This is a genomic window from Nocardioides sp. (genome assembly GCF_025964975.1).
Taxonomy (GTDB): Bacteria; Actinomycetota; Actinomycetes; order Propionibacteriales; family Nocardioidaceae; genus Nocardioides.
This window is the reverse complement of the sequence record NZ_JAOPXV010000211.1, coordinates 28,832-55,089: the sequence shown is the minus strand read 5'-3', so window position 1 is coordinate 55,089 and position 26,258 is coordinate 28,832. Positions and strand designations below refer to the sequence as shown.

Here is a 26,258-nt window from a genome sequence, read left to right as displayed (position 1 = left end):
TGACGATGAACGGCGCCGTCCTGCCGGTGCTCGCCCTCTACATCGCGGCGGCCGAGGAGCAGGGGGTGAAGCCCGAACAGCTCGCGGGGACGATCCAGAACGACATCCTCAAGGAGTTCATGGTCCGGAACACCTACCTCTACCCGCCGCTGCCGAGCATGCGGATCATCAGCGACATCTTCGCCTACACCTCGCAGCGGATGCCGCGGTTCAACTCGATCTCGATCTCGGGCTACCACATCCAGGAGGCCGGGGCGACGGCCGACCTCGAGCTGGCCTACACGCTGGCCGACGGCGTGGAATACATCCGCGCCGGGCTCGAGACCGGCATGACCATCGACCAGTTCGCACCGCGCCTCAGCTTCTTCTGGGCCATCGGGATGAACTTCTACATGGAGGTCGCCAAGCTGCGCGCGGCCCGTGCACTGTGGGCCCGGCTGGTGCGCGACTTCAACCCGCAGAACCCCAAGTCGCTCTCGCTGCGCACCCACTCGCAGACCTCCGGGTGGTCGTTGACCGCCCAGGACGTCTTCAACAACGTCGGCCGCACGTGCATCGAGGCGATGGCCGCGACCCAGGGCCACACGCAGTCCCTGCACACCAACGCGCTGGACGAGGCGATCGCGTTGCCGACCGACTTCTCCGCCCGCATCGCCCGCAACACCCAGCTGTTGCTCCAGCAGGAGTCGCGGACGACGGAGATCATCGACCCGTGGGCCGGTTCCTACTACGTCGAGCGGCTCACCCACGACCTGGCCGAACGCGCATGGGCGCACATCCTGGAGGCCGAGCAGGCGGGCGGCATGGCCAAGGCCATCGAGCAGGGCATCCCCAAGATGCGCATCGAGGAGGCCGCGGCCCGCACCCAGGCGCGCATCGACGCCGGCACCCAGAAGGTGATCGGCGTCAACACCTTCCGCCTGCCCGTGGAGGACAAGCTCGACGTGCTCCGCGTCGACAACGACGACGTCTACCAGCAGCAGGTCGCCAAGCTGGAGCGGCTGCGCGCCGAGCGCAATGATGACGACGTACGCCGCACGCTCGACGCCCTCACCGCCTCAGCCGAGGCCGGGGCGGTCGGAGGGGGCTCGCTCGAGGGCAACCTCCTCGCGCTCGCGGTGGACGCAGCCCGGGCCAAGGCCACCGTCGGCGAGATCTCGGACGCGCTGGAGAAGGTCTACGGCCGTCACCAGGCCGTGATCCGTACGATCAGCGGCGTGTATCGCGACGAGGCCGAGAGCGGAGCCGGCGGCAAGGTGGCCGAGGTGCTCGCCGCCACCGACGAGTTCGAGGCCGCCGAGGGTCGCCGCCCGCGCATCCTCGTCGCCAAGATGGGCCAGGACGGTCACGATCGCGGCCAGAAGGTCGTCGTCACCGCCTTCGCCGACCTCGGCTTCGACGTCGATGTCGGCCCGCTCTTCTCCACGCCTGAGGAGGTCGCCCAGCAGGCGATCGACGCCGACGTGCACATCGTCGGCGTCTCGTCGCTCGCGGCGGGTCACCTGACGTTGCTGCCTGCCTTGAAGCAGGCGCTCGCCGACCAGGGCCGCGACGACATCATGGTCGTCATCGGCGGGGTCATCCCGCCCGACGACGTACAGACCCTCAAGGACATGGGCGCCGCGGCGGTGTTCCTGCCCGGCACGGTGATCGCCGACTCGGCGCTCGACCTGCTGGCGCGGCTGCGTTCCTGATGCTCGGTCCGCCTGACGTCCCCACCCTCCTCGAGGGCATCCGCGCCGGCCGGCGAGCGTCGGTGTCGCGGGCCATCACCCTCGTCGAGTCGTCCAGGCCCGAGCACCGCGTCGCTGCCCGGGAGCTGCTGGCGGCGCTGGCAGGTGCGCCCTCGGCTGTCCGGGTGGGCATCTCGGGGGTGCCCGGGGTCGGCAAGTCCACCTTCATCGAGGCCCTCGGCTCCCAGCTGACGGCTGCCGGCCACCGGGTCGGGGTCCTCGCCGTGGACCCGTCCTCGGTCCGCACCGGCGGGTCCGTGCTCGGCGACAAGACCCGGATGGCGCGCCTGTCGGTGGATCCGCACGCCTTCATCCGGCCCTCGCCGTCCGCAGGCACCCTCGGTGGCGTCGCGCGAGCGACCACCCAGGCGATGTTGGTGCTCGAGGCCGCCGGCTACGACGTCGTGCTGGTCGAGACGGTGGGGGTCGGCCAGTCCGAGGTCACCGTCGCCGGCATGGTCGACACCTTCTGCTTCCTCACCCTCGCCCGGACCGGTGACCAGCTCCAGGGCATCAAGAAGGGCATCCTCGAGATCGCCGACGTCATCACGGTCAACAAGGCGGACGGCGACCGCGAGCAGGAGGCGCGGGTGGCCGCCCGTGACCTGGCAGGTGCGCTGCGGCTCGTCCGCGGTCGCGGGGAGTGGGCGCCCCCGGTCGTGACCTGCTCGGCACTCAACGACGTGGGCGTCGACGAGGTGTGGACCCGCGTGCTGGCCCACCGCGAGCACCTGGGGGAGTCCGGACTGGCCAGGAAGCGCGCCGGGCAACAGCTCGACTTCACCTGGGCCCTGGTGCGAGACGAGCTCGACCAGCGCCTGCGTCGCTCGCCGGGTGTTGCCGCGATCCGCGACGAGGTCCGGGCCGCGGTGCTCGCCGGCGAGCTCCCCGCTCCCATGGCCGCCGACCGCCTCCTCGCGGCCTACGACTCACCCGCTGGCGGTGAGTGACCCACATTCCCCGGCGGCGAATGTGGCTGTGCCACCCTCGTCAGAAGAACTCATCGTCAGGGTCGTCGACAGGGCCGAGGCGTCGAGGTCCAGGACCCGGGGTGCGGGGAAGTCGACCGAGGCGAGCCGGCGCAGGCGATCGAACTGATCGGCGACGTCACTTGTCTTCGCGTACGCCGAACCGTCCGGGCTGCGTCGGACGACGTCTCCGCTCCGGCCGAGGCTGACGGGCTCCCACCCCAACATGCTGGTATCCCCCTGTCCTGACAACCGCTGAACTACGCTGGGGGGATCATGCCCGACAACCCCGCCACAGCCGACGAACCGAGCGGCGTCATCGCTGGCGTCGTCGAGAAGTACGCCGACCACCTGATCGAGCTCCGCCGCGACATCCACGCGCACCCCGAGCTGGCGTGGGGCGAGTCGCGGACTACCCAGAAGGTGCTCGACGCCCTGGCAGCCACCGACTGGCACCTCAACGCCGTGACCGGTGGGGGCATCATCGCCGAGCTGGGCACGGGCGAGCGGCGCGTCGCGCTCCGCGCCGACCTCGACGCGCTTCCGGTCGAAGACCTCACCAAGGACCCCTGGACCAGCGCCGTGCCCGGTGTCGCGCACGCGTGCGGCCACGACGTGCACACCGCCGGTCTTGTGGGAGCCGCTCTCGCGCTCGACGAGGTCAACGCACGTGGACTGCTGCCCGGACGCGTCCGCCTGCTGTTCCAGCCGGCCGAAGAGATCATGCCCGGGGGCGCCCTGCACCTCATCCAGGCGGGCGCGCTGGACGACGTGCACCACGTCTTCGGCCTGCACTGTGACCCCAGCCTGGACGTCGGTCGCCTCGGCCTGCGGGAGGGACCGCTCACCGGAGCCGCGGACTCGCTGCTCGTGCGGGTCGGGGGCAAGGGCGGGCACACGAGCCGTCCCCATCTCACCGAGGACCTCACCTTCGCCCTCGGCAAGCTGATCACCGAGCTGCCGGCGATCCTCAGCCGCCGCCTCGACCCCCGCGCCGGGGTCAGCGTCGTGTGGGGCATGGTCCAGGCAGGTTCGGCCCCCAACGTGATCCCTGGGCGCGGCCAGCTCTCCGGCACGGTTCGCATGCTCGACGCGGTGGCCTGGGCCGATGCCGAGCACCTCGTGCGGACCCTCGTGGGCCAGATCGTTGCGCCGTACGGCGTCTCTGCCGAGGTGACCTACCAGCGTGGAGTGCCGCCCGTCGTCAACGACGTCGACGCCACTGCCGTCCTCGCGGGAGCCATCGAGCGCGTGCTCGGCGTCCACGGCCATGTCTCGACCAGTCAGAGCCTCGGCGGCGAGGACTTCGGCTGGTACCTCGACCGGATCCCGGGCTCGATGGCCCGCCTCGGCACCCGGACACCGGGTGGCCCGACCTTCGACCTGCATCAGGGCAACCTACGCATCGATGAGCGCTCGACCGGGATCGCGGCCCGCGTGCTCGCCGAGGCAGCCGTCGCCTCCCTCACGGCCTGAGGCTGCCGCCGCCCACTGATGCCGGGCGGCCTACTCCTTCTGGTAGGGCACGCCGTCTGCGGCGGGGGGTCGTGACCGGCCGACCAGTCCGGCCACCGCGAAGATGGTGATGACGTAGGGCAGCATCAGCATGAACTGGCTGGGCACCGGCGACCCCAGGACCGCCAGGACACCCTGCAGGTTCGACGCGAACCCGAAGAGCAGCGCAGCGAGGGTCGCGCGCACCGGGTCCCACTTGCCGAAGATCACGGCTGCCAGCGCGATGTAGCCCGCGCCACCGGTCATCTCGCGGTTGAACTGCGGCACCGAGACCAGGGTGAAGAACGCGCCACCCATCCCGGCGATGGCACCGGCCAGGATGATGGTGCGGTAGCGGGTGCGGTTGACCTTGATGCCGACCGTGTCAGCGGCCTTCGGGTGCTCACCGACGGCACGGACGCGCAGGCCCCACCGGGTGCGGTAGAGCGCGAACGTCACCAGCGCGACCGCGATGTAGAGGAGGTAGACGATCACGGTCTGGCGGAAGAAGATCGGCCCGATGAGAGGGACCTCCCCCAGCAGCGGGATCGGCACGCGCGGGAAGCGCGGGGGAGAGTTGAGCGTGGCGGCGTTGGGGGCCAGGACCTGGCTGAACAGGAAGCTGGTCAGGCCGATGACGAGGACGTTGAGCACCACCCCGACGATCACCTGGTCGACGAGGTAGGTGATCGCGAAGACGCCCAGCACGACCGCCACGAGAGCGCCGGCCAGCATGGCCGCGGCCAGTCCCGCCCACGGCGAGCCGGTCGCCGAGCCCACGATGGCCGCCGCGAACGCACCGAGGAGGAGCTGACCGTCGATCGCGATGTTGACGACACCGGCCCGCTCGCCGAGGACGCCGCCGAGGGCGCCGAAGACGAGGGGTACGGCGAGTGCCAGTGACCCCGCCAGGAGTCCCACCACCGGCACCGAGCCGCCCGCAGAGGCCCAGGTCAGGAAGCCCGCCATCCAGGCGACCGCGAAGGCGATGACGGCCCACGCGGGGGTCGGCCGCCCGGCGACGTAGCGACGGAGCGACTCGGCGGTCAGCAGCGCACACACAGCGGCGAGGATCCAGGCCGTGCGCAGCGAGGGGACGGTCAGCTCGGGGAGCGTGACGAAGTCGGAGTCGGCCGCGAGGCGGAAGGTCGTCTCGCCCGTCTCGGCCGAGGTGGCGAGGATGAGAGCCAGGCCCAGGGTGAGGACGCCGAGGATGACCAGCGTCTTGCGGCTCACGACGGTCACGGTGGCGACGACCGGGCCCCTCGTGCGGGGGGCGGGGGACAGGCCGGCGGTGGTGCTCACTTCGCCTCCTTGGCGGGGAGCCGGAAGATCGCGCGCACCAGAGGCGGTGCGGCGATGAAGAGGACGATCAGGGACTGCACGACGAGCACGATGTCGACCGGGATGCCCTCCGACGCCTGCATGGAGAAGCCACCCGCCTTGAAGGCGCCGAAGAGGAGTCCGGCACCCAGGATGCCCAGGGGCCGGGACCGGCCTAGGAGCGCCACGGTGATCGCGTCGAAGCCGATGCCGGCATCGAGGTCGGTGGTGACGCCGCTGGTCACCGTCCCGAGGACCTGGTTGGCACCGGCCAGGCCGACGAGCGCCCCGGCGATCAGCATCACCACGACGTAGGTCCGACCCACGTCGATCCCGGAGGCCCGGGCCGCGGTCGGGTTCTCCCCGACGGCCCGGATGCGGTAGCCGAGCGTCGAGCGGTTGAGGAGCCACCACACCCCTGCGACCGCCACGAGAGCCAGCACGAAGCCCAGGTGGAGGTTGAACCGCTCACCCAGGACGTCCGGCAGGATCGCCGACTCCTTGGCCGGCGCGGACTTGGGGTTGCTCGAGCCCGGGGCCTGGAGCAGGCCCTGACGGCTCAGGGCGTAGAAGACGAGGTAGTAGCCGACGTAGTTGAGCATGATCGTCACGATCACCTCGTGGGCGCCGGTGCGAGCTTTGAGCAGACCCGCGAGCCCGGCCCACAGGGCACCCGCCAGCATGGCGGCGAGGATGGCCAGCGGCAGGTGCACGATCATCGGCAGGTCGAAGGTGAAGGAGACCCAGCCAGCGGCTGCGCCCGCGAGGAGCATCTGGCCGCGCCCACCGATGTTGAACAACGAGGCGCGGAACGCCAGGCCGACCCCGAGCCCGGCGGCGATGAGCGGCCCGGCGAACTTCAAGGTCTCGGTGAGCGGGCGGATCTGGGTGGCGAAGTCGTCGACGCGGTCGTTGTAGACGGCGCCGCGGAACAGCGCCGTGTAGGCACCCCAGATCGCGTCCCAGGTGGCCTGGAGGAAGTCACCCGGTCGGGCGAAGACGTAGCCCGCCGACGCGCGGACCTCCTCGTCGGTCAGCGCGATCATCACCGAGCCCACGAGCACGGCCAGGAAGACGGCCAGGACGCCGGCAAGGGCGTTGCCGGAGGCGATCTCGCGCAGCACCGACTGTGATCGGCTGGGGCCCTGCGGGCGCGCGCCGGAGGCCTCCTCGCCCTCGGGCGTCGGCTTCTGCGCGTGCGGTGCGGGGGGAGGGGTCTCGGTGCCGCTCACGCGACCACGTCCTTCGGTCGCTCGCCGGTCATCATCAGTCCGAGGGTCTCGCGGGGTGTGTCGCCGGGCACGATGCCGACGACCTGTCCGCGGTAGAGCACCATGACCCGGTCGGCCAGGGCGACGACCTCGTCCAGCTCCGTGGACACGACCAGCACCGGGATCCCCCGGTCACGCGTGGCGATGACCTGCTTGTGGATGAACTCGATGGAGCCGACGTCGACGCCACGCGTGGGCTGGGCGGCCACGAGGAGGCGCAGGTCGCGCGAGAGCTCGCGGGCGACGACCACCTTCTGCTGGTTGCCGCCCGAGAGCTTGCCTGCATGGGTGTGGATGTCGGGGGCGCGGACGTCGTACTCCTGCAGCTTCTCGCGCGCGAAGGCCTCGAGCGCGTCGCCGCGGAGCGCGCCGCGCTTGACGAAGGGTGAGCGGAAGCTGCGGTTGAGCATGAGGTTCTCGGCGATGGAGAAGCCGCCGACCAGACCGTCTGCCTGGCGGTCCTCCGGGATGAAGCCGACGCCGGAGTCGAGGATGCGCCGGACGGACTTGCCGACCAGCTCCTTGCCGTCCAGCTTGATCGAGCCCTCGACGTGGTCCTGGAGACCGACCAGCGCCTCGGTGAGCTCGGTCTGCCCATTGCCCTGGACGCCGGCCACCGCGAGCACCTCGCCGGCCCGGATCTCGAAGCTGATGCTGTCGAGGTGGACGTGGCCGAGCGCGTCGACGACGCGGAGGTCCTTTACCACCAGTGACTCGTCGCCGAGCTGGGGGGCGTCCTTGTGCACCGTCAGCTCGACCGGACGCCCGACCATGAGCGCTGCCAGGTCGGCGTTGGTGGCGGTGGGCTGCGCCTCGCCCACGACCGCGCCGCGTCGGATCACCGTGATGCGGTCGGCGACGGCACGGACCTCGCGGAGCTTGTGGGTGATGAAGACGATGGCCTTCCCGGCCTCCTTGAGCTGGCGCATGATCTCCATCAGCTCGTCGGTCTCCTGCGGAGTAAGGACCGCGGTCGGCTCGTCGAAGACCAGGATCTCGGCGTCCCGCGAGAGCGCCTTGATGATCTCGACCCGCTGCTGGACGCCGACGGGCAGCTCCTCGACGATCGCGTCGGGGTCGACGTGGAAGCCGAACCGCGCGGAGATCTCCCGCACGCGCTCGCGAGCCGCGTCGGCGTCGAGCGTGCCGGCGAAGCCGGTGGACTCGTTGCCGAGCATGACGTTCTCGGTGACCGTGAAGACGGGGATCAGCATGAAGTGCTGGTGCACCATGCCGATGCCGGCCGCCATGGCGTCGCCGGGCCCCGAGAAGTGCTGGACGACGTCGTCCAGCACGATCTCGCCCTCGTCGGCTTGGTACAGCCCGTAGAGCACGTTCATCAGCGTGGACTTGCCCGCGCCGTTCTCACCGAGCAGGCAGTGCACCTCACCGGGCAACACCTCGAGCGAGATGTCGTCGTTGGCGACCAGCGACCCGAATCTCTTGGTGATGTTTCGAAGGACGAGCTTCATGGGTCGGCATCCTATGCATCGGGGCGGCCACGGACGTGCAGAGGGAGGCTGGCCCTACGGGCCAGCCTCCCTCGCGACTAGTGCTGCGACAGGTTCGTCACTCAGCCAAGTAGGACTTGACCTCGATGGAGCCGTCGACGATGCCCGCCTTGACCTCGTCCAGCTCGGCCGTAAGCGTCTCGGAGACCTTGTCCTCGAAGTTGTGGAACGGGGCGATGCCCACGCCCTCGTTCTCGAGCGTGCCGATGTAGGCCTCGGTGTCGAAGCTGTCCTCACCGGCGGCCATGATCGCTTCGTAGGTCGAGACCTTCATGCCCTTGAGGATCGACGTCAGGATGACGTCCTGGGTGTTCGGGTCGGTCTCGTAGACGTCGGCGTCGACACCGAGCATCACGATGTCCTTGCCGGAGTCCTCGATCGCGGTGAGCGCGCCCTGGTAGATCGGGCCACCCACCGGAAGGAGGACGTCGGCGTCCTGGTCGATCAGACGACGAGCCGTGCTCGTGGCCGCTTCGTTGGCCTCGAAGCCACCGGTGAAGGAACCGGTCTTGCCGTCCCAACCGACGACCTTGACGTCCTTGCCCTTGGTCTCGGCGTAGTAGTCGACACCCTGCTTGAAGCCGTCCATGAAGATCGTGACGGTCGGGAACTCCATGCCGCCGTACGTACCGACGACACCGGTCTTGCTGTAGTCCGCAGCGGCGTAGCCGGCCAGGAACGCGGCCTCGGCCGTGTTGTAGAGCAGCGGCTTGACGTTGTCGGCGTCCTTGGTGCCGTCGAAGTCGTTGTCCGCCGCGTCGTCGATGAGGACGTAGTCGATGTCGGGGTTGGCCTTGGCGGAGTCCACCGTGGCCGCCGACAGGGCGAAGCCCACCGTGACGATGACGTTGCAGCCCTCGGCGACCAGGCTCTCCAGGTTGGGCGCGTAGTCGTTCTCGCTGTTGGACTCGACGTCGATGAGGTCGACACCCAGCTCGTCCGCGGCCTGCGTAGCGCCTTCGAAGCCCAGCTGGTTGAACGACTTGTCGTCGAAGCCCCCCGCGTCCGAGACGATGCAGGGCACGAAGTCACTCGCTGCCGCTGTTGTCTCGCCGTCGGATCCGGTCCCGCCGGTCTTTTCTTCCTCCGGCGCGTCGCCACATGCGGCCAGTGACGCGGTCGCCAGGAGCGCCATGATGCCGCCAGCGACGACCCTTCTCGTGTTCCTCACAGATGCCTCCATACTCGAACCGTCCCCAGGGTGGGGCCAGGTATCGGAGTGAATGATGCCCCCGCGGCACCCGGGGGGGAAGGCATACGCGCCAATACGTACCCGTCTGTGACCTCCCGGTGACCCGATGCGCCATAGTTGGCGACGATGAACTGGACACAATTGCGCGCCGAGGCGGTCACCGCGATGCGACGTGCGTACGCCCCCTATTCCCGCTTCCCGGTCGGCGCTGCCGCCCTGGCCGACGACGGACGGCTGCTGGTGGGCTGCAACGTGGAGAACGCGGCGTACGGCGCAACGCTCTGTGCGGAGTGCGGGCTCGTGTCCGCCCTGCACGCCACCGGAGGCGGGCGGCTGACCCACTTCGTGTGCGTCAACGGCGCCGCCGAGGTGATCATGCCGTGCGGCCGCTGCCGACAGCTCCTCTGGGAGCACGGCGGAGCCGAGCTCCTCATCGAGACGCCGGAGGGCGTCCGCACCATGGCCGAGGTGTTGCCCCAGGCCTTCGGCCCCGACGACCTGAAGGACATGTGACATGGCCCCCCACGACGCCGTCGAGGTGATCACCGCCAAGCGCGACAAGGGCGAGCTGAGCGACAGCCAGATCGACTGGGTGATCGCCGCCTACACCCGCGGTGACGTCGCCGACGAGCAGATGTCGTCGTTGGCCATGTCCATTCTGCTCAACGGGATGGTGCCCCGCGAGATCGCCCGCTGGACCGCGGCCATGATCGCCTCCGGGGAGCGCATGGACTTCTCCGCGCTGTCCAGGCCCACGGCCGACAAGCACTCGACCGGTGGTGTGGGCGACAAGATCACGCTGCCGCTGGCTCCGTTGGTCGCGGCGTGCGGAGTCGCCGTACCCCAGCTCTCGGGTCGCGGGCTGGGCCACACCGGGGGGACGCTGGACAAGCTGGAGTCCATCCCGGGCTGGCGTGCCACGCTCTCCAACGAGGAGATGTTCGCCCAGCTCGAGTCGGTCGGGGCGGTGATCTGCGCAGCAGGTGACGGCCTCGCGCCCGCCGACAAGAAGCTCTACGCGCTGCGTGACGTGACCGGCACCGTGGAGGCGATCCCGCTGATCGCCTCGTCGATCATGTCCAAGAAGATCGCCGAGGGGACCGGTGCCCTCGTGCTCGACGTGAAGGTCGGGACCGGCGCCTTCATGAAGGACGTCGCGCGAGCGCGCGAGCTGGCCGAGACGATGGTCGGGCTCGGCACGAACGCCGGGGTCAACACCGTCGCGCTGCTGACCGACATGAACACGCCGCTCGGCCTGACGGCAGGCAACGCCATCGAGGTTGTGGAGTCCATCGAGGTGCTGCAGGGCGGCGGACCCGCAGACGTGGTGGAGCTGACGCTCGCCCTGGCGCGCGAGATGCTCACCGCGGCCGGCGTGACCGACGTCGATCCGGCCGGCAAGCTCGCGGACGGTTCGGCCATGGACGTATGGCGAGCGATGATCAATGCTCAGGGGGGAGACCCCGAGGCGGCGCTGCCCGTGGCGCGCGAGTCGCACGTCGTCACGTCGCCGAGCACCGGCACGCTCACGCGGCTCGACGCCATGGCGGTCGGACTCGCGGCCTGGCGCCTGGGGGCGGGTCGTGCTCGCAAGGAGGACCCGGTCCAGGCCGGTGCCGGTGTCGTGTGGCACGCCCGGCCGGGCGACAGGGTCACCCAGGGCGAGCCGTTGTTCACCCTGCTGACCGACGAACCCGAGCGGTTCGACCGGGCCCTGGAGTCGCTCGAGAGCGGCTTCGACATCGGCGAGGGCACGTTCACCGCCCCGGACCTGATCATCGACCGGATCGACTGAGCCTCCCCGAGCCCGAGGGGGTCCCTCAGGGCAGCAGCAGGACCACCAGCTCGGCGACGCAGGCGGGCTTGTCCACGCCCTCGATCTCCAGCGTGTGCTTGATGATCAGCTGCTTGCCGGCGGGGAGGTCCGTGACGTCGCCGAACGACACGTGCGAACGCAGCCGCGAGCCGACCGGGACCGGGTGCGGGAAGCGCACCTTGTTCAGTCCGTAGTTGAGCCGAGCCCCCGGCGTCTCGAGCTGGAAGGACTGCACGTTGAACCAGGGGAGCAGGCTGACGGTCAGGAAGCCGTGCGCGATCGTCGTCCCGAACGGTCCGTCCTGGGCGCGCTGCTCGTCCACATGGATCCACTGGTGATCGCCGGTGGCGTCCGCGAAGAGGTTGATCCGCTCCTGGTCGACGACCAGCCAGTCCGTGGTGCCCAGGTCGGTGTTGGCGGAGTCGGCCACCTCGTCGAGCGTGGTGAAAGTGCGCATGGCTGGAAGGATAGGGGCATGAGCACCCCTTCATTCGACGACGTCCGTCGCGCCCCCAAGGTCCTGCTGCACGATCACCTCGACGGAGGCCTCCGGCCGCAGACCATCATCGACCTGGCCTCCGAGTGCGGGCACACCCTGCCCGTCGACGACGCGGCGGGGCTCGGCCAGTGGTTCGTGGAGTCGGCGGACTCGGGGTCGCTGGTGCGCTACCTGGAGACCTTCGACCACACCGTTGCCGTGATGCAGACCGGGGCGGCCATCACGCGGGTCGCGCGCGAGTGCGTCGAGGACCTGGCAGCGGACGGAGTGGTCTATGCCGAGGTCCGATACGCCCCCGAGCAGCACGTCGAGCAGGGGCTGACGCTGGACGAGGTGGTGGCAGCGGTGAAGGAGGGCATCGACGAGGGCGTGGCCGCTGCGGGCGGCCGCATCGTCGTCCGCCAGCTACTCACCGCCATGCGTCACCAGGCGCGTTCGAGGGAGATCGCGGAGCTGGCCGTCGCGTGGCGCGATCGCGGTGTCGCGGGCTTCGACATCGCCGGCGCGGAGGCGGGGTTCCCGCCCACCCGCCACCTCGACGCCTTCGAGTACCTCCGCCGGGAGAACTCGCACTTCACCATCCACGCGGGCGAGGCGTTCGGCCTGCCCTCGATCTGGGAGGCGATCCAGTGGTGCGGTGCCGCGCGGCTGGGTCACGGCGTGCGCATCGTCGACGACATCTTGGTGGCCGACGACGGCTCGGTCGAGCTCGGTCGCCTGGCGGCATACGTGCGGGACAGGCGCATCCCGCTGGAGATGTGCCCACGGTCCAACGTCCAGACGGGGGCCGCCGAGTCGATCGCCGAGCACCCGATCGGGCTGCTCACGCGGTTGCGCTTCCGGGTCACGGTCAACACCGACAACCGCTTGATGAGCCAGACCTCCATGACCGACGAGATGTTCGGGCTGGTGGAGGCGTTCGGCTACTCGTTCGAGGACCTGCGCTGGTTCACGATCAACGCGATGAAGTCGTCGTTCCTCCCCTTCGACGAACGACTCGCGATCATCAACGACGTCGTCAAGCCCGGTTATGCCGCGCTGATCGACGGGGCACGTTGAGGACCAACCAGGCCTGCGACCACCTGGCGAGCCGGAGGCGCCCCTCGATCCACTCCTCCCGGGGGACCTGGACCACCCGTCCGGACGACGGTTCATACATGCGTACGGCGTCCTCCCCCTGTTCGAGGGCCAGCACGACGTGCCGGGGTGCCCAGCGATCGCCGACGTAGGCCGGGACGACGAGGCCGCGGGCGAGGCCGGTGTTCATCGCGGCCCAGGCGGCCCCGGGACGGAGCCTGGCGGGCACCACTCGATGCCGTCGCGATCCGCGTCCGAGCTGCCGGGCCAGTGCCCACGGGGGAGTGCCGACGGCCCGTGACCATGGTGCTTGCACGTTGCCGGACACGTCGATGAGCCCGGTGATCCGGCGATGCATGCCGATGACCTCGGAACCGAACTCCTCGTCGCCTCCCGCCAGCAGTCGGCGCGCGTAGTGGTCGTTGCCTAAGGCCTCGGCGATCACCGCGACGGCCGCGCCGCAGCTGCGCCGGTCCGGTTGCTGGAACTGGCGACCCAGCACCAGACGACCGGTCTCGCTGATGCTCACTCGGCAGGCCCTCGCGCGTAGCGTCGGCTCAGCTCGGCATGGGCCTCGTCGGACGTCAGCACCTGGCAACCGGCCGCACGCGCGGCGTCGACGATCCGTCGCTGGTCCCGCATCAGGTGCCAGCCCCGTCGGAGCAGGACGAGCGGTGGCTTGCGCCTTTCGGCGAGGTCGCGGCGCAGACGGCGTACGAAGGTCAACAGCGGGTGCTGCGTGACGCAGACGGCGCGTCCCAGGAAGTCGCGGTCCCGGCACTCCTCGACGATGTCCTGGGCGAAGATCCCCTCGGCGACGAACGCCGTGCCGCCTGCCAGCCCGAGTGCCTGGGTGCCGGTGGTCCTGCTGCTGGAGATGTCATACACGGGTACGTCGGTGTGGCCCGTCCAGCACAGCTCGGCGATCGCAGCCAGTGCGGCCGTCCGGTTCCACGAGTCCGTGTGGTCCCAGTCGACCAGCCCCGCGTTGGCCCCGTCCGTGATCCTCGGCAGGGTCGGGTCGTCGCCCTGCTTGTAGAAGTCGTCGAGCCTCAGGACCGGTAGGCCGAGCCGCTCCGCCAGACGGGACTTGCCGGCTCCGCTGGGTCCGGCAAGGACGATCACATGGGCGCGCACGGGACTCATTGTGACGGTGGCCCGGCCCGGCCCCGATGTGACCTGCGTCTAAGGGGACAGGGAGTTTGTGCATTCCGCCTACCGCGGGTCTGGCGAAGACCTATCGTCAGCGCACATCCTCATCTCAGCACTGAGAGGCACCCTGCATGTTCGGCGCTCACACCACCACCACGTCCGAGACGGTCGACCGTGAGTCGACCCAGTCGGCTTCCCGACCGTACCGCTACGCGCTCTTCGGCCTCGTGCTGGTGCTGCTCGCGGCGGCTGCCTGGGTCGCCATGCAGAGCGATGGAGGCACGGCGGCTGTTGATGCCAACTGCAAGGTCACCCTCGTGACCGTGGCCGTCGCACCCGCCATGACCGACCTCGTCGACGATGCTGTCGAGGCGCTCCCTGACAACGGGCAGTGCATCGAGCTCCGGGTCATTACCGCGACGGTCGCCCAGGTCGCCGCCGAGCAGGAAGAGCTGGACGAGGGCGAGGAGGACGTGCTCCCCGATCTGTGGGTGCCCGACTCGCCCGCCTGGCAGAGCGTAGTCACCGACGCTGGTCGTACCGGCAAGGTCCTGGTGCCGTCGTTGGCCACCAGCCCCGTCGCCTTCGCGAGCGGTCGAGCCGACGAGGCTCCCGCTTCCTGGCTGGAGGCCCTGGCATCACCGCGTCTGGTGATGTCGGACCCCAAGGCCAGCGGTGCCTCCGCGCTCGCACTGCTCACGCCCTTCGTCGAGGGTGACGTCACCGCCGCGGAGGGCGAGGTCGTGCCGGTCGCCCAGCAGTTCGGCGATGACCTGGCGCGCCAGAAGGTCGGCAGGCTCAACATCGACAACCTCGAGGCGGGGAACGACAGGCTCCTGCCGGTCACCGAGCAGGACTTCCTGATCGCCGAACGCGGCAACTCCGCCCTGGAGTGGGTCGCACCCGCCACCGGCGTCGGCCTGCTGAGCTATCCCCTCGTCCAGCCCTCCGCGGGTAGTGGCGGTATCGCCGTCAGCACCGGATCCCTGGACGTCGCCGGCCGGACCGGAGAACGTCTCGCCAAGTGGTTCACCACTGACGAGGGCATCGCGGCCATCGCGGCGGAGAAGCTTCGTGGCCCGGACGGCGCGCCGCTGCCCGACGGTGAGGGCATCAGCGACGAGGAGCAGCTGCCGCCCGTCGACAAGACCCAGGTCGACGCGGTGATGAAGAGCTGGAACAGCCTGATCGTGCCGTCCAGCATCCTCGCCCTGGTCGAGACGTCTGACTCGATGGGCACCGTGTTCGGCAACACCACCCGGATCCAGCTCGCGGTGGACGCCTCGCTGACGGCCCTCGACATCTTCCCCGATGCAGTCCGGCTGGGCCTGCGGTCCTTCTCCACCAACCAGGAGGCAAACGGGCAGGACTGGCGCGAGCTGGCCCCGCTGAGCCGCCTCGACGCGCCGCTGGGCAAGGCCCAGGGGGTCCACGTCGACCTGGTCCGCCAGCGGGCCAACCAGCTGCCGTCCCACACGAGTGGTGGTGCCGGTCTCTACGACTCGATCCTGGCGGCGTACGAGGAGGCCAACCGCCTCTACAACGAGTACTACGAGAACTCGGTGGTGGTCTTCAGCGACGGGCCCGACGACGACCCCGACGGCATCTCGCTGAACGAGCTCAAGCGTGAGCTGCGCCAGCTGTACGACCCCGAGAAGCCGGTGAAGATCATCCTGATGGGTCTCGCCGACGAGGCCGACCTCGCCGCCCTCGAGGAGATTGCCGCGGCACCCGAGGGGAGCGGGAGCGGGGCCTACCAGGTCCTCAAGACCGAGGACATGCTGACCATCCTGGCCTCCGCGCTGCTCTCGCGCGACTGATCGGCTGGTGGCCCGCGACGTGACGTCGCGGGCCATGCCGCGTGTTGTTCCGGTGGTCAGACCCCGATGGGGTGCCAGACCGTCTTCGTCTCCAGCCAGTCGGTCAGCCGGTCGATCCCGGGCGTGGCCAGCCAGTCGACTGCCACCTCGGGTGCGCGGCGCACTCGCTTGAGGTTGTCAGCCGACGCCGTCTCGAGCGCGGCCGCCAGCTCGGGATCGGCGACTCCGGTCAGGTCGATCCCGTTGACGTCCATGTGGGAGGCGAGCCACGGAGCGATCTCGGCCACCGAGCCGGTGAGCATGTTGACCACGCCGCCCGGAAGGTCGGAGGTGGCCATCACCTCGCCGAGCGTGATCGCGGTCAGCGGGTGGGCCTCGCTGGCGATCACGACACAGGTGTTGCCCGTCGCGATGACGGGGGCGACGACGCTCACCAGCCCGAGCAGGGGACCCCTCGGCGCCACCACGGCAACGACCCCGGTCGGTTCGGGGGAGGAGAGGTTGAAGAACGGCCCGGCAACCGGGTTGGCGGTGCTGACGACCTGGGTGATCTTGTCCGCCCAGCCGGCGTACCAGACGATCCGGTCGATGGCGGCGTCCACGTAGGTGGTGGCCTTGGCGGCGGTGATGCCCTCGGTGGCGCGGAGCTCGGCGACGAACTGGTCACGCCGGCCCTCGAGCACCTCGGCGATGCGGTAGAGCACCTGGCCACGGTTGTAGGCGGTCGCCGAGGACCAGCCACCGAAGGCCTTGCGGGCGGCGATCACCGCGTCGCGGGCGTCCTTGCGGCTCGCCTTCGCCGCGTTGGCGAGCAGGTTGCCCTGGGCGTCGTTGACCACCGAGGTGCGTCCCGACTCCGAACGCGGGAAGGCGCCGCCGATGTAGAGCTTGTAGGTCTTCTTGACGTCGAGGCGAGCCATCAGCCGGTTCCCTTCAAGTACGTGGCAAGGCCGGGGATCCCGCCCTCGCGGCCGTAGCCCGACTCCTTGTAGCCACCGAACGGTGCGGTCGGGTCGAACTTGTTGAACGTGTTGGCCCACACCACGCCGGCACGGAGCTGGTTGGCCATCCACAGGATGCGGGAGCCCTTGTCGGTCCACACTCCGGCCGACAGTCCGAACGGCGTGTTGTTGGCCTTCTCCACGGCCTCCGCCGGGGTGCGGAACGTGATGACCGACAAGACCGGTCCGAAGATCTCCTCGCGGGCGATGCGGTGGGCCTGGGTGACGCCGGTGAAGAGGGTGGGCGGGAACCAGAAGCCGTTGGCCGGCAGGTCGCATGCCGGCGACCATCGCTCGCCGCCCTCCTGCTCGCCGACGTCGGAGAGCTCGCGGATCTTGGCCAGCTGCTCGGCAGAGTTGATGGCCCCGACGTCGGTGTTCTTGTCGAGGGGGTCGCCCACGCGCAGCGTGGACATCCTGCGCTTCAACCGCTCGAGGACCTCCTCGGCGACCGACTCCTGCACGAGGAGGCGCGACCCGGCACAACAGACGTGACCCTGGTTGAAGAAGATCCCGTTGACGATGCCCTCGATCGCCTGGTCGATCGGCGCGTCGTCGAAGACGATGTTGGCGGCCTTGCCCCCGAGCTCGAGGGTGACCTTCTTCTTCGATCCTGCGACCGCACGGGCGATGGCCTTGCCGACGTCGGTCGAGCCGGTGAAGGCGATCTTGTCCACGTCGGGGTGAGCGACGATCGCGCGCCCCGTGGCGCCGGCGCCCGTGACGATGTTGACGACCCCGGGCGGCAGGTCGGCCTGCTGGCAGATCTCGGCGAAGAGCAGGGCGGTGAGCGGGGTGGTCTCGGCCGGCTTGAGGACGACCGTGTTGCCGGCAGCGAGTGCGGGTGCGATCTTCCAGGCGAGCATGAGCAGGGGGAAGTTCCACGGAATGATCTGGCCCGCCACTCCGAGCGGCTTCGGGTCCGTGCCGAGACCGGCGTAGGACAGCTTGTCGGCCCAGCCGGCGTAGTAGAAGAAGTGCGCCGCGACGACGGGGATGTCGATGTCGCGCGACTCCTTGATCGGCTTGCCGTTGTCGATGGACTCCAGGACCGCGAGCTCGCGCCCACGCTCCTGGATGATCCGGGCGATGCGGAAGAGGTACTTGGCTCGCTCGCTGCCGGGCATGCGGCCCCACACTCGGGTGTGGGCGCGCCGCGCGGCCCGGACCGCGAGGTCGATGTCGGCCTCGTCGGCCTCGGCGACCTCGGCGAGGACCTCTTCGCTGGCGGGGTTGATCGTCTTGAAGCTCGTGCCGTGCCCGTCGACGAACTCGCCGTCGATGAAGAGGCCGTACGACGCCTTGATGTCGACGATGGCCCGCGACTCGGGGGCCGGGGCGTACTCGAAGAACGCGGTGGCCCGCTCGGGAACCTTGACCATGTGTGTGTCGCCTCAGTCCAGGGTGAAGTAGTCGGGGCCGGAGTAGCGGCCGGTCGTCATCTTGGTGCGCTGCATGAGCAGGTCGTTGAGCAGCGTCGACGCCCCGAACCGGAACCAGTCGGGGTCGAGCCAGTCGGGGCCGGCGATCTCGTTGACCATGACGAGGTACTTGATGGCGTCCTTGGAGGACCGGATGCCGCCAGCGGGCTTGACCCCGATCATCTGGCCGGTCTGGTCGCGGAAGTCGCGCACGGCCTCGAGCATGATCAACGTGACCGGCAGCGTGGCAGCGGGCTGCACCTTGCCGGTCGAGGTCTTGATGAAGTGGGCGCCCGCCATCATCGCCAGCCACGAGGCGCGGCGGACGTTGTCGTAGGTCTGCAGCTCGCCGGTCTCGAAGATCACCTTGAGGTGCGCGCTTCCCCCGTCGGGGGTGGCGCACGCCTCGCGTACGGCGACGATCTCGTCGAAGACCTGGAGATAGCGACCGGAGAGGAAGGCCCCACGGTCGATGACCATGTCGATCTCGTCGGCCCCGGCCTCGACGGCGTCACGGGTGTCGGCCAGCTTGATGTCGAGTGCTGCCCGGCCGCTGGGGAACGCGGTGGCCACGGCTGCGACCTTGACGCCGGAGCTTCCCAGCGTCTGCTTGGCGGTGGCGACCATGTCGGGGTAGACGCAGACGGCCGCGGCCCGCGGACAGGTGGCGTCGGCCGGGTCGGGCCGCATGGCCTTGGAGGCCAGCGCCCGGACCTTGCCCGGGGTGTCCTGGCCCTCGAGGGTGGTCAGGTCGACCATCCGGATGGCGAGGTCGATGGCGAAGTTCTTGGCCGTGGTCTTGATGGAGCGAGTGCCGAGTCCAGCCGCCCGGGCTTCTGCACCGACCTGGTCGACACCGGGCAGCCCATGGAGGAATCGGCGCAGCGAGGATTCGGACGAGGTGATGTCGTCGAAGTCCCCTGCACTCCCCGTCGTGGCAGAAGTTGTCGTCACCGACCCAGCATAGGGTTGCATCGGCCAAGGCTGGAAAACACTGAGGAGCACGATGCCGCACGACCAGGACGACGAGCTGCGCTTCCGCCCGACGAGTGGGCTGATCATGGGCAGTCTCGCGATGATCGGGGTCCTGGTGGTGGCGGGGATCGCCCTGGCCGACCCCGGGGAGCTGCCCGCAGAGGTCGTCTCCGGAGCTGTCCTGGTCGGTGTCCTCGGCTGGGCGACGATGCTGTGGCCCCGCCTCTCGGTCACCTCCGAGGACCTTGTGATGCGCAACGTCGTCGAGACCGTACGCCTGCCCCTGGCGGCCATCGAGGCCCTCGCCGTACGCCAGGTGCTGGCGGTCCGGGCGGGGGACAAGCGCTACGTCTCGCCCGCACTCGGCCGGTCGTGGCGCAAGGCGATGGTCGGGGACAAGCCCGCGACGCGGAAGGACGCCGACCTGCCGATCACCGAGGTCAACTACGTGGACTACGTCGAGAAGGAGATCCGCGACCGGATGGAGCAAGCCAGGGCGACCGCGGGGGTGACCCTGCTCTCCGATGAGCAGCTGGCCCTGGCGGCAGGCGTACGCCGCCGGCCTGCCTGGCTGCCGATCGTCCTGATCGTGGCCTCGGTGCTGGCGCTGGTGGCCTCGTTCCTGCTCTGAGTCGTGCGAGAGGTCAGAGCCCCGCGGCGATCCTGAGGTCGCCCTTGATGGCGTCGAGGCGGCCGGCCGCCGCGATCCGGGCGGCGCCGACACCGTCCTCCGGGTCGACCCGGACGACGACCTCGAGGTAGCACTTCACCTTGGGCTCGGTGCCGCTCGGCCGGACGATCACCCGGGCCCCGCCGGCCAGTGCGAACCGCAGCCCGTCGGTGGGCGGGAGGGCGGCGCTGCCCTCGGACAGGTCGTCGATCCGCTCCACCGCGAGACCGCCGAGGCTCCCGGGCGGGGTGTTCCGCAGCCGCTGCATGGTCGCCGGGATGGCGGTCAGGTCGTCGAAGCGGACGGAGAGCTGGTCGGTGGCATGGAGCCCGTGCTCGGCAGCGATGTCGTCGAGGAGGTCGTCGAGGGTGCGGCCCTCCGACTTGGCGCGGGCCGCGATCTCGCAGACGAGCAGCAGGGCGGAGACGCCGTCCTTGTCGAGCACGTGCTCGGGGTCGACGCAGTAGCCGAGCGCCTCCTCGTAGCCGAAGGTGAGGCCCGGGGCACGGCTGATCCACTTGAAGCCGGTGAGGGTCTCCTCGTGGGGCTGCCCCGCTGCCTCCGCCATCTTGCCCAGCAGGCTGGAGGAGACGATCGAGTTGGCGTAGGTGCCGGTGCGGCCTGTGCTCAGCAGGTGGTGCCCGAGAAGCGCGCCCACCTCGTCCCCGCTCAGCATGCGCCAGCCGTGGGCGCCGGGGACGGCAACGGCGCAGCGATCCGCGTCCGGGTCGTTGGCCACCACGATGTCGGCGGACTTCTGTGCGGCGAGCGCCATGGCGAGGTCCATCGCCCCGGACTCCTCGGGATTGGGGAATGCAACCGTCGGGAAGTCGGGGTCGGGGTGCTCCTGCTGGGCCACGACGTGGGGGGCGTCGAAGCCGGCCGTCTCAAGGACCTGGACCACGGACGTGCCGCCCACGCCGTGCAGTGGCGTGTAGACGATCGTGAGGTCGCGCGGACCGTCGGTCGCGAGGTCGGCCACCGTGTCGAGGTAGTTGTCCACGATCTCCTCGCGGACAGAAGTGCCCGTGTTGCCGCGCGGCACGTCCGCCAGGGCACCGACGGCGTCGATCCGGGCGGCGATCTCGCGGTCGGCGGGCGGCACGATCTGGCTGCCGTCCCCGAGGTAGACCTTGTAGCCGTTGTCCTGCGGCGGGATGTGGCTGGCCGTCACCATCACTCCCGCCGCGCACCCGAGCTCGCGGATGGCGAAGGCGAGCAGGGGCGTGGGCAGCGGACGGGGCAGCACCAGCGCCTTGAACCCGGCGCCGGTCATCACCTCCGCGGTGTCGCGCGCGAAGACGTCGCTGTTGTGGCGGGCGTCGTAGCCGATCACCACGCTGCCACCGCGGTGCCCGGTGTCCTGGAGGTACGCCGCAAGGCCGGCCGCAGCGCGGGTCACGACGACCCTGTTCATCCGGTTGGACCCCGCGCCCAGCGCGCCGCGCAGGCCAGCCGTCCCGAACTCGAGGGTCCCGGCGAACCGGTGGGCGAGGTCAGAGGGGTCGCCCCCTGTCTCGACGTCGGAGATGACCTGCTCCAGCTCGGCCTTGGTCTGCGGGTCCGGGTCCTCCGCGGCCCAGGCGCGGGCGCGGGTCAGCAGATCGGGGGCGGTGCTGGCTTCAGTCATGGCCCGACGCTATCGCTCCGCCGCCGCCGCCGGTGCGCTCAGGCCTCGTTGCCGCCGTCTGCGAAGGGCTGGTCCTCGGGGTCGTGGTCGGGGTCGTCGGTGAAACGGCCCGCGTCGGGATCAAACGTCCGGTCCGTGTTGTCGACCTCCACGTTCTCCGATCGGTTGTCGGGGTCCAGGCGCTCCTCGCGTTCGGCATCGAGCCGCTCGATCGTCTCCTGGGGGACGTCGTCCGGGTCCGGCATCTCCCGAGGACGTCGAGGTGGAGTCCGTGCTGGGCTCCTGCTGCTGGTCCTCGGGCATCGGGTCCCCCTCGGCCGGTGGGTCGCTGGCGGCGTACTCACGCCACCAAACCCCTGCTCTCGGGCGACTGTCAACGGGCGCGGCCACAGGGCGGGGCCTAGAGTGCGGCCATGGCACGGGTGAACACGTCGGGGCGCACGGAGACCATCGTCGACGTCATCCGGGAGGCGTTCGCGCCGCTGATGCGCGCCGACCCGGTGGCCTTCCGGGCGAAGTACCGCAAGATGGCGCTCGACCCGCATGCCTTCTACCGCGGTTCGGCCTGCCTGTTCTACAACGACGTCACCCAGGAGTCCGAGGACTGGTGCGACCACGGGTCGGAGCGCATCTGGATCCACGGCGACCTGCACGTCGAGAACTTCGGCACCTACCTCAACTCCGACGGCCGGCTCATCTTCGACGTCAACGACTTCGATGAGGCCTACCTCGGGCGCTACGTGTGGGACCTGCAGCGGTTCGTCGCGTCCCTGGCCCTGATCGGCTGGCAGAAGGCGTTGCCGGAGGACGCCGTGCGCAAGCTGATCGCGCGCTACCTGCGCTCCTACCTCGCCCAGGTCGACCACTACGCGCGGACCGACGACGACGACGACTTCGGCATCAACCTCGACAACGCCGACGGCCCGGTGCTGGTCGCCCTGGAGAGTGCGCGCTGCCTGCGGCGCGCCGACCTGCTCGACGAGGTGACGGTGCTGACCAAGGGGGTGCGCCGCTTCGCCGACGACGGCGGTGCCCGCCGGCTGGATCGGGAGGAGCGGAGGAAGGTGGTGGCCGCCTTCCGCGACTACCTGGAGACCATCCCGGAGTCCAAGCGCTTCGACCGGTCGTTGTTCTACGAGCTGCGCGACGTCGTCGGGATGTCCGGCTTCGGCATCGGCAGCGCCGGCCTGCCGGCCTACAACGTCCTCGTCGAGGGCTACAGCCAGGCGCTCGACAACGACGTGGTGCTGTCGATGAAGCAGGCCAACATCCCGGCGGTGTCGCGCTTCGTCGACTCCGCCGAGGTGGACGACTACTTCGAGCACGAGGGGCACCGGACCGCGGTCAGCCAGCGCGCGCTCCAGGTCCATACCGACCCCCTGCTCGGTCACACCCTCCTCGACGGGATCGGCTACGTCGTGCGGGAGATGTCGCCCTACGAGGTCGACCTCGACTGGGCCAACATCAACGAGCCCGAGGACATGCAGGCGGTGGTCGAGCTTCTCGGGCGGGCCACTGCGAAGGTCCACTGCGCCTCCGACGAGGACAGCGAGCAGGACCTCGTCGACATCCAGGTGGAGAAGGCGATCGTGGACTCCCTGAAGGGTCGGCGGCGCGAGTTCAACGAGTGGCTGTGCCAGTGGGGCATCGACTACGCCATGCGGGTCCGGGAGGACCACACGATGTTCGTCGATGCTTTCCGCGAGGGACGGATGGGGATCGCCGCGACCTGAGTTCCGCCGAGTCGAGTGATGAAGTGGCTCCATCCACGGTGGGGCCGATCACTCGACCCGGCCAGTCTCAGGCGTCGATGCTCGACATGTCGCCGTACCGGGCGCCGACCACTGCGTCGCGCGGTACGGCGGCATCCAGCGCGACGAGGTCGTCGTCACTGAGCTCCACGTCGAGTGCCCCGACGTTCTCCTCGAGGTAGGTCACCCGCTTGGTGCCGGGGATCGGCACGACGTCGTCGCCCTGGGCCAGCACCCACGCGAGGGCGAGCTGACCCGGCGTGCACCCCTTCGCGGTGGCGCGCGCGCGGAACCGGTCGACGAGCGTGAGGTTGGCCTTCAGGCCCTCGCCGTTGAGCCGGGGGAAGTAGGCGCTGTTGCGGGAGTCGTCGGCGGCGAGGGAGCCCGGCGTGAGCGCGCCGGTGAGGATCCCTCGACCGAGGGGCGAATAGGGCACGAGCCCGATGCCGAGCTCCCGGAGGACCGGCAGGATGTCGTCCTCGAGGTCGCGGGTGAAGAGCGAGTACTCCGTCTGCAGGGCTGTGACGGGGTGGGTGGCATGCGCGCGCCGGATGGTCTCCGGGGCCGCCTCGGACAGGCCGAGGTGGCGAACCTTGCCCGCGGCGACCAGCTCCGCCATGGCGCCGACCGTCTCCTCGATCGGGACGCTCTGGTCGACACGGTGCTGGTAGTAGAGGTCGATGTGGTCGACCCCGAGCCGCTGCAGGCTGGCGTCGCAGGCTGCGCGGACGTACTCCGGACTGCCGTTGATGCCCAACCGGGTCCCGTCGGGAAGTCGTTCGTTGCCGAACTTGGTGGCGAGCTGCACCTCGTCCCGGCGGCTGGCGATCGCCCTGCCGACAAGCCGCTCGTTGGTGAACGGGCCGTACATGTCGGCCGTGTCGAGGAATGTCACGCCGAGGTCGAGGGCGCGATGGATCGTCTCGATGCCCTGCTGGTCGTCGGCAGTGCCGTAGAACTCGCTCATTCCCATGCACCCGAGGCCGAGGGCCGAGACGGTCAGGTCGCCGAGCTGTCTCTGCTGAGTGGTCATGGGAGGAGTCAACGCGTTGGAGTGCGCTCGAAGTCAAGCCCGGTCGAGGACGGCGCCGTGGTAGATCTGGATCTTGTGCTCGATGGCACCCAGGTGCGAGCGCACCTCGTCGAGCTGCTGGAGCACCCGCTGCCGGTGCGCCTCCAGCAGCGCGAGGCGCTCTGCCTCGTTTCCGGTGCCGGCGCGCACGAGCGCGGCGTACAGCTTCACGTCGCGGATCGGCATCCCGGTCGCCCGCAGCTTGGAGATGAGGCTGATCCAGGTCAGGTCGGCCTCGTCGTAGGCGCGGTGCCCGGCGGCGGACCGGCGGACGGCGGTGCGCATGAGTCCGTCGCGCTCGTAGTAGCGCAGTGTGTGTGCGGTCAGGCCCGTGCGCTCTGCGGCCTCGGCGATGGTCAGGCTCATGGCGCCAGTCTCTGCCTTCGAGTGCACTCGAGGTCAAGGGGGTGCGCCGAAGGGCCGGCCCGCAGCGATGCGGACCGGCCCCCGGCGTCGGCGCGGCTCAGTGCGCGTCGGGCAGCACCCGGTCATGGCGCAGCGAGGACGCTCGCGTCTCCTTGGCGAAGTAGACCGCGATCAACGTGATCACCGACGCGATCGTCATGTAGATCGCCACCGAGTCGACGTTGGTGTCGCCCTCCGTCGCGGCCCCGAGCAGCTTGATCGCGATAATGGGAGCGAGCGCACCGGCGAAGATCGAGGCGAGCTGGTAGCCCACCGAGGCACCGGTGTAACGGACCGAGGTGCCGAACAGCTCGGAGAAGAAGGCAGCCTGCGGGGCATACATGAACGCATGCAGGATCAGTCCGACGACGACCGCGAGGATGATCTTGGACTCGTCCTTGCTGGTGATCAGGTCGAAGAAGACCCACGACCAGGCAGCGACCCCGACCGCGCCGACGACATAGAGCGGGCGACGGCCGACCCGGTCGGAGAGGGCCCCGAGGAGCGGGATCGCGGTGAAGTGCACGACCGCGCCGATGAGCAGAGCCTTCAGGATGATGCTCTTGTCGCCGGTCGTGCCGACGTAGGTGGTGAGGAACGTGATCGAGATGACGGTGAAGAGGTAGTAGGAGATGTTCTCCGCCATCCGCATGCCCATCGCGACGAAGACCTCGCGGGGGTAGAGCTTGATGACCTGGAGGATCGGCACGTGCTTCCGGTCCGTGGACTGGATCTCGGCCTGGGCCTCCTTGAAGACGGGGGACTCCTCGATCGAGAGGCGGACCCACAGGCCGATGATGACGAGCACCGCGCTCAGCAGGAAAGGGATGCGCCAGCCCCACGCATTGAAGGCGTCGTCGGACTGGACGGCTGCCAGCACCCAGAGGACACCGGTGGCGAACAAGTTGCCCAGCGCCACACCGGCCTGCGGCCACGACGACCAGAACCCGCGCCTGGCGTCGTCCCCGTGCTCGGCCGCCATCAGGACGGCACCGCCCCACTCGCCGCCGACCGCGAAGCCCTGGACCAGCCGGCAGGTCAGCAGCAGGATCGGCGCCCCGATGCCGATCGTGGCGTACGTCGGCAGCAGCCCGATCGCGAAGGTGGCGACCCCCATCAGCAGCAGGGAGGTGACCAGCATCTTCTTGCGGCCGACCCGGTCGCCGAAGTGGCCGAAGACGATCCCGCCGAGCGGTCGGGCCACGAAGCCCAGCGCGTAGGTGCCGAAAGCCAGCATCGTCGCGGTCGCGGGCTCGTTCTCGGGGAAGAACAGGGCGCCGAAGACGAGCGCGGCTGCCGAGCCGTAGAGGAAGAAGTCGTACCACTCGACGGCGGTGCCGATCAGCGACGCGAAGACGACCTTGACGATGTTCGTCTTGGGCTGCTCGTCGGCGTCGGGCGGGCTGCCGGGGGACTGCGTGGACGTGGGCATGGGGATCCCTTTCTCGGTCGGACTCTAGGTGCTGTGCAGGGTGGG

General features: G+C 69.7%; 25 protein-coding genes. 9 read left to right on the top strand and 16 right to left on the bottom strand.

The window, feature by feature from the left end; genetic code table 11:
• Together scpA and meaB are read left to right on the top strand one after the other, a co-directional pair.
• Positions 1-1,694 (top strand): methylmalonyl-CoA mutase (scpA, locus tag JWN68_RS17290; protein WP_297741238.1); only part of this gene is annotated, 1,694 nt, incomplete at its 5' end.
• Positions 1,694-2,683 (top strand): methylmalonyl Co-A mutase-associated GTPase MeaB, encoded by a 990-nt coding sequence (gene meaB, locus JWN68_RS17285; protein ID WP_297741235.1) that lies wholly within the window; start codon positions 1,694-1,696, stop codon positions 2,681-2,683. The genes scpA and meaB, both read left to right, overlap by 1 nt.
• On the opposite strand, the gene JWN68_RS17280 is transcribed toward meaB, so the two are convergent.
• A complete protein-coding gene (locus tag JWN68_RS17280; protein WP_297741232.1) occupies positions 2,663-2,929 on the bottom strand; it encodes a hypothetical protein in 267 nt (88 codons plus the stop codon). The two genes, meaB and JWN68_RS17280, sit on opposite strands and share 21 nt — an antisense overlap.
• A gap of 48 nt (positions 2,930-2,977) precedes the next feature.
• Here JWN68_RS17280 and JWN68_RS17275 point away from each other — a divergent pair, with 48 nt between their 5' ends.
• On the top strand, positions 2,978-4,177 hold the full coding sequence (locus JWN68_RS17275; protein ID WP_297741230.1) for an amidohydrolase: 1,200 nt from the start codon (positions 2,978-2,980) through the stop codon (positions 4,175-4,177).
• Positions 4,178-4,207: 30 nt separating this feature from the next.
• Here the strand turns inward: JWN68_RS17275 and JWN68_RS17270 are convergent, their stop codons facing one another.
• From JWN68_RS17270 to JWN68_RS17255, 4 genes are all read right to left on the bottom strand, one after another.
• On the bottom strand, positions 4,208-5,500 hold the full coding sequence (locus JWN68_RS17270) for an ABC transporter permease (protein WP_297741227.1): 1,293 nt from the start codon (positions 5,498-5,500) through the stop codon (positions 4,208-4,210).
• Positions 5,497-6,750, bottom strand: a complete 1,254-nt coding sequence (locus JWN68_RS17265) for an ABC transporter permease (protein ID WP_297741225.1) — start codon at positions 6,748-6,750, stop codon at positions 5,497-5,499. Before JWN68_RS17265 ends, JWN68_RS17270 begins: the two co-directional genes overlap by 4 nt.
• Positions 6,747-8,261 carry an ABC transporter ATP-binding protein gene (locus JWN68_RS17260; protein ID WP_297741222.1) on the bottom strand — a complete coding sequence of 505 codons (1,515 nt, stop codon included), beginning with the start codon at positions 8,259-8,261 and terminating at the stop codon, positions 6,747-6,749. The genes JWN68_RS17265 and JWN68_RS17260 overlap by 4 nt, the downstream gene beginning before the upstream one ends.
• 97 nt (positions 8,262-8,358) lie before the next feature.
• Positions 8,359-9,471: a BMP family ABC transporter substrate-binding protein gene (locus JWN68_RS17255; RefSeq protein WP_297741220.1), complete on the bottom strand. Its 1,113-nt coding sequence runs from the start codon at positions 9,469-9,471 to the stop codon at positions 8,359-8,361.
• Positions 9,472-9,618: 147 nt separating this feature from the next.
• Between JWN68_RS17255 and JWN68_RS17250 the strand changes: the two genes are divergently transcribed.
• Complete coding sequence (locus tag JWN68_RS17250; RefSeq protein ID WP_297741218.1) at positions 9,619-10,005, top strand: cytidine deaminase; 387 nt, start codon at positions 9,619-9,621, stop codon at positions 10,003-10,005.
• A 1-nt stretch (position 10,006) separates the two neighbouring features.
• Positions 10,007-11,287 carry a thymidine phosphorylase gene (locus tag JWN68_RS17245; protein WP_297741215.1) on the top strand — a complete coding sequence of 427 codons (1,281 nt, stop codon included), beginning with the start codon at positions 10,007-10,009 and terminating at the stop codon, positions 11,285-11,287.
• A 25-nt stretch (positions 11,288-11,312) separates the two neighbouring features.
• Here JWN68_RS17245 and JWN68_RS17240 read toward each other — a convergent pair whose 3' ends face one another.
• Positions 11,313-11,765, bottom strand: coding sequence for a MaoC family dehydratase (locus JWN68_RS17240; protein ID WP_297741213.1), 453 nt, complete (start codon positions 11,763-11,765; stop codon positions 11,313-11,315).
• Between the two features lie 18 nt (positions 11,766-11,783).
• Here JWN68_RS17240 and JWN68_RS17235 point away from each other — a divergent pair, with 18 nt between their 5' ends.
• Positions 11,784-12,866, top strand: a complete 1,083-nt coding sequence (locus JWN68_RS17235) for an adenosine deaminase (protein WP_297741211.1) — start codon at positions 11,784-11,786, stop codon at positions 12,864-12,866.
• On the opposite strand, the gene JWN68_RS17230 is transcribed toward JWN68_RS17235, so the two are convergent.
• Positions 12,826-13,413, bottom strand: coding sequence for a hypothetical protein (locus tag JWN68_RS17230; protein WP_297741208.1), 588 nt, complete (start codon positions 13,411-13,413; stop codon positions 12,826-12,828). The genes JWN68_RS17235 and JWN68_RS17230 overlap by 41 nt on opposite strands.
• On the bottom strand, positions 13,410-14,021 hold the full coding sequence (locus tag JWN68_RS17225; protein ID WP_297741206.1) for an ATP-binding protein: 612 nt from the start codon (positions 14,019-14,021) through the stop codon (positions 13,410-13,412). Before JWN68_RS17225 ends, JWN68_RS17230 begins: the two co-directional genes overlap by 4 nt.
• Positions 14,022-14,167: 146 nt before the next feature.
• Between JWN68_RS17225 and JWN68_RS17220 the strand changes: the two genes are divergently transcribed.
• Positions 14,168-15,856 carry a substrate-binding domain-containing protein gene (locus JWN68_RS17220; protein ID WP_297741204.1) on the top strand — a complete coding sequence of 563 codons (1,689 nt, stop codon included), beginning with the start codon at positions 14,168-14,170 and terminating at the stop codon, positions 15,854-15,856.
• 56 nt (positions 15,857-15,912) lie between these two features.
• On the opposite strand, the gene JWN68_RS17215 is transcribed toward JWN68_RS17220, so the two are convergent.
• Genes JWN68_RS17215 through deoC form a run of 3 tightly spaced genes read right to left on the bottom strand, consistent with a single transcriptional unit; the run spans position 15,913 to position 19,232 of the window.
• The gene (locus JWN68_RS17215; RefSeq protein ID WP_297741201.1) at positions 15,913-16,776 is read right to left on the bottom strand and encodes an aldehyde dehydrogenase family protein; all 864 of its coding nucleotides are present in this window, start codon (positions 16,774-16,776) and stop codon (positions 15,913-15,915) included.
• A complete protein-coding gene (locus JWN68_RS17210) occupies positions 16,776-18,239 on the bottom strand; it encodes an aldehyde dehydrogenase family protein (protein ID WP_297741199.1) in 1,464 nt (487 codons plus the stop codon). Before JWN68_RS17210 ends, JWN68_RS17215 begins: the two co-directional genes overlap by 1 nt.
• 12 nt (positions 18,240-18,251) lie before the next feature.
• Positions 18,252-19,232, bottom strand: a complete 981-nt coding sequence (gene deoC / locus JWN68_RS17205; RefSeq protein WP_297741197.1) for a deoxyribose-phosphate aldolase — start codon at positions 19,230-19,232, stop codon at positions 18,252-18,254.
• A 52-nt stretch (positions 19,233-19,284) separates the two neighbouring features.
• Between deoC and JWN68_RS17200 the strand changes: the two genes are divergently transcribed.
• Complete coding sequence (locus tag JWN68_RS17200; RefSeq protein ID WP_297741194.1) at positions 19,285-19,884, top strand: hypothetical protein; 600 nt, start codon at positions 19,285-19,287, stop codon at positions 19,882-19,884.
• Positions 19,885-19,897: 13 nt separating this feature from the next.
• Here JWN68_RS17200 and JWN68_RS17195 read toward each other — a convergent pair whose 3' ends face one another.
• Both JWN68_RS17195 and JWN68_RS17190 read right to left on the bottom strand, forming a co-directional pair.
• On the bottom strand, positions 19,898-21,553 hold the full coding sequence (locus JWN68_RS17195) for a phospho-sugar mutase (protein ID WP_297741192.1): 1,656 nt from the start codon (positions 21,551-21,553) through the stop codon (positions 19,898-19,900).
• A 38-nt stretch (positions 21,554-21,591) separates the two neighbouring features.
• Positions 21,592-21,798, bottom strand: coding sequence for a hypothetical protein (locus JWN68_RS17190; protein WP_297741189.1), 207 nt, complete (start codon positions 21,796-21,798; stop codon positions 21,592-21,594).
• Between the two features lie 168 nt (positions 21,799-21,966).
• On the opposite strand from JWN68_RS17190, the gene JWN68_RS17185 reads away from it, so the two are divergent.
• The gene (locus JWN68_RS17185; RefSeq protein ID WP_297741187.1) at positions 21,967-23,286 is read left to right on the top strand and encodes a DUF2252 domain-containing protein; all 1,320 of its coding nucleotides are present in this window, start codon (positions 21,967-21,969) and stop codon (positions 23,284-23,286) included.
• Between the two features lie 67 nt (positions 23,287-23,353).
• Here the strand turns inward: JWN68_RS17185 and JWN68_RS17180 are convergent, their stop codons facing one another.
• From JWN68_RS17180 to JWN68_RS17170, 3 genes are all read right to left on the bottom strand, one after another.
• Positions 23,354-24,337, bottom strand: a complete 984-nt coding sequence (locus tag JWN68_RS17180; protein WP_297741184.1) for an aldo/keto reductase — start codon at positions 24,335-24,337, stop codon at positions 23,354-23,356.
• Between the two features lie 33 nt (positions 24,338-24,370).
• The gene (locus tag JWN68_RS17175) at positions 24,371-24,742 is read right to left on the bottom strand and encodes a MerR family transcriptional regulator (protein ID WP_297741182.1); all 372 of its coding nucleotides are present in this window, start codon (positions 24,740-24,742) and stop codon (positions 24,371-24,373) included.
• A 97-nt stretch (positions 24,743-24,839) separates the two neighbouring features.
• Positions 24,840-26,213 carry an MFS transporter gene (locus JWN68_RS17170; protein ID WP_297741179.1) on the bottom strand — a complete coding sequence of 458 codons (1,374 nt, stop codon included), beginning with the start codon at positions 26,211-26,213 and terminating at the stop codon, positions 24,840-24,842.
• Between the last annotated feature and the right edge of the window lie 45 nt (positions 26,214-26,258).

Bases quoted from the DNA above. Each gene is read 5' to 3' on its own strand.
- meaB (WP_297741235.1), top strand. From the start codon at position 1,694: ATGCTCGGTCCGCCTGACGTCCCCACCCTCCTCGAGGGCATCCGCGCC.
- JWN68_RS17280 (WP_297741232.1), bottom strand. From the start codon at position 2,929: ATGTTGGGGTGGGAGCCCGTCAGCCTCGGCCGGAGCGGAGACGTCGTC.
- JWN68_RS17275 (WP_297741230.1), top strand. From the start codon at position 2,978: ATGCCCGACAACCCCGCCACAGCCGACGAACCGAGCGGCGTCATCGCT.
- JWN68_RS17260 (WP_297741222.1), bottom strand. From the start codon at position 8,261: ATGAAGCTCGTCCTTCGAAACATCACCAAGAGATTCGGGTCGCTGGTC.
- JWN68_RS17250 (WP_297741218.1), top strand. From the start codon at position 9,619: ATGAACTGGACACAATTGCGCGCCGAGGCGGTCACCGCGATGCGACGT.
- JWN68_RS17245 (WP_297741215.1), top strand. From the start codon at position 10,007: ATGGCCCCCCACGACGCCGTCGAGGTGATCACCGCCAAGCGCGACAAG.
- JWN68_RS17240 (WP_297741213.1), bottom strand. From the start codon at position 11,765: ATGCGCACTTTCACCACGCTCGACGAGGTGGCCGACTCCGCCAACACC.
- JWN68_RS17235 (WP_297741211.1), top strand. From the start codon at position 11,784: ATGAGCACCCCTTCATTCGACGACGTCCGTCGCGCCCCCAAGGTCCTG.
- JWN68_RS17220 (WP_297741204.1), top strand. From the start codon at position 14,168: ATGTTCGGCGCTCACACCACCACCACGTCCGAGACGGTCGACCGTGAG.
- JWN68_RS17215 (WP_297741201.1), bottom strand. From the start codon at position 16,776: ATGGCTCGCCTCGACGTCAAGAAGACCTACAAGCTCTACATCGGCGGC.
- JWN68_RS17210 (WP_297741199.1), bottom strand. From the start codon at position 18,239: ATGGTCAAGGTTCCCGAGCGGGCCACCGCGTTCTTCGAGTACGCCCCG.
- JWN68_RS17200 (WP_297741194.1), top strand. From the start codon at position 19,285: ATGCCGCACGACCAGGACGACGAGCTGCGCTTCCGCCCGACGAGTGGG.
- JWN68_RS17195 (WP_297741192.1), bottom strand. From the start codon at position 21,553: ATGACTGAAGCCAGCACCGCCCCCGATCTGCTGACCCGCGCCCGCGCC.
- JWN68_RS17190 (WP_297741189.1), bottom strand. From the start codon at position 21,798: ATGCCGGACCCGGACGACGTCCCCCAGGAGACGATCGAGCGGCTCGAT.
- JWN68_RS17185 (WP_297741187.1), top strand. From the start codon at position 21,967: ATGGCACGGGTGAACACGTCGGGGCGCACGGAGACCATCGTCGACGTC.
- JWN68_RS17180 (WP_297741184.1), bottom strand. From the start codon at position 24,337: ATGACCACTCAGCAGAGACAGCTCGGCGACCTGACCGTCTCGGCCCTC.
- JWN68_RS17175 (WP_297741182.1), bottom strand. From the start codon at position 24,742: ATGAGCCTGACCATCGCCGAGGCCGCAGAGCGCACGGGCCTGACCGCA.
- JWN68_RS17170 (WP_297741179.1), bottom strand. From the start codon at position 26,213: ATGCCCACGTCCACGCAGTCCCCCGGCAGCCCGCCCGACGCCGACGAG.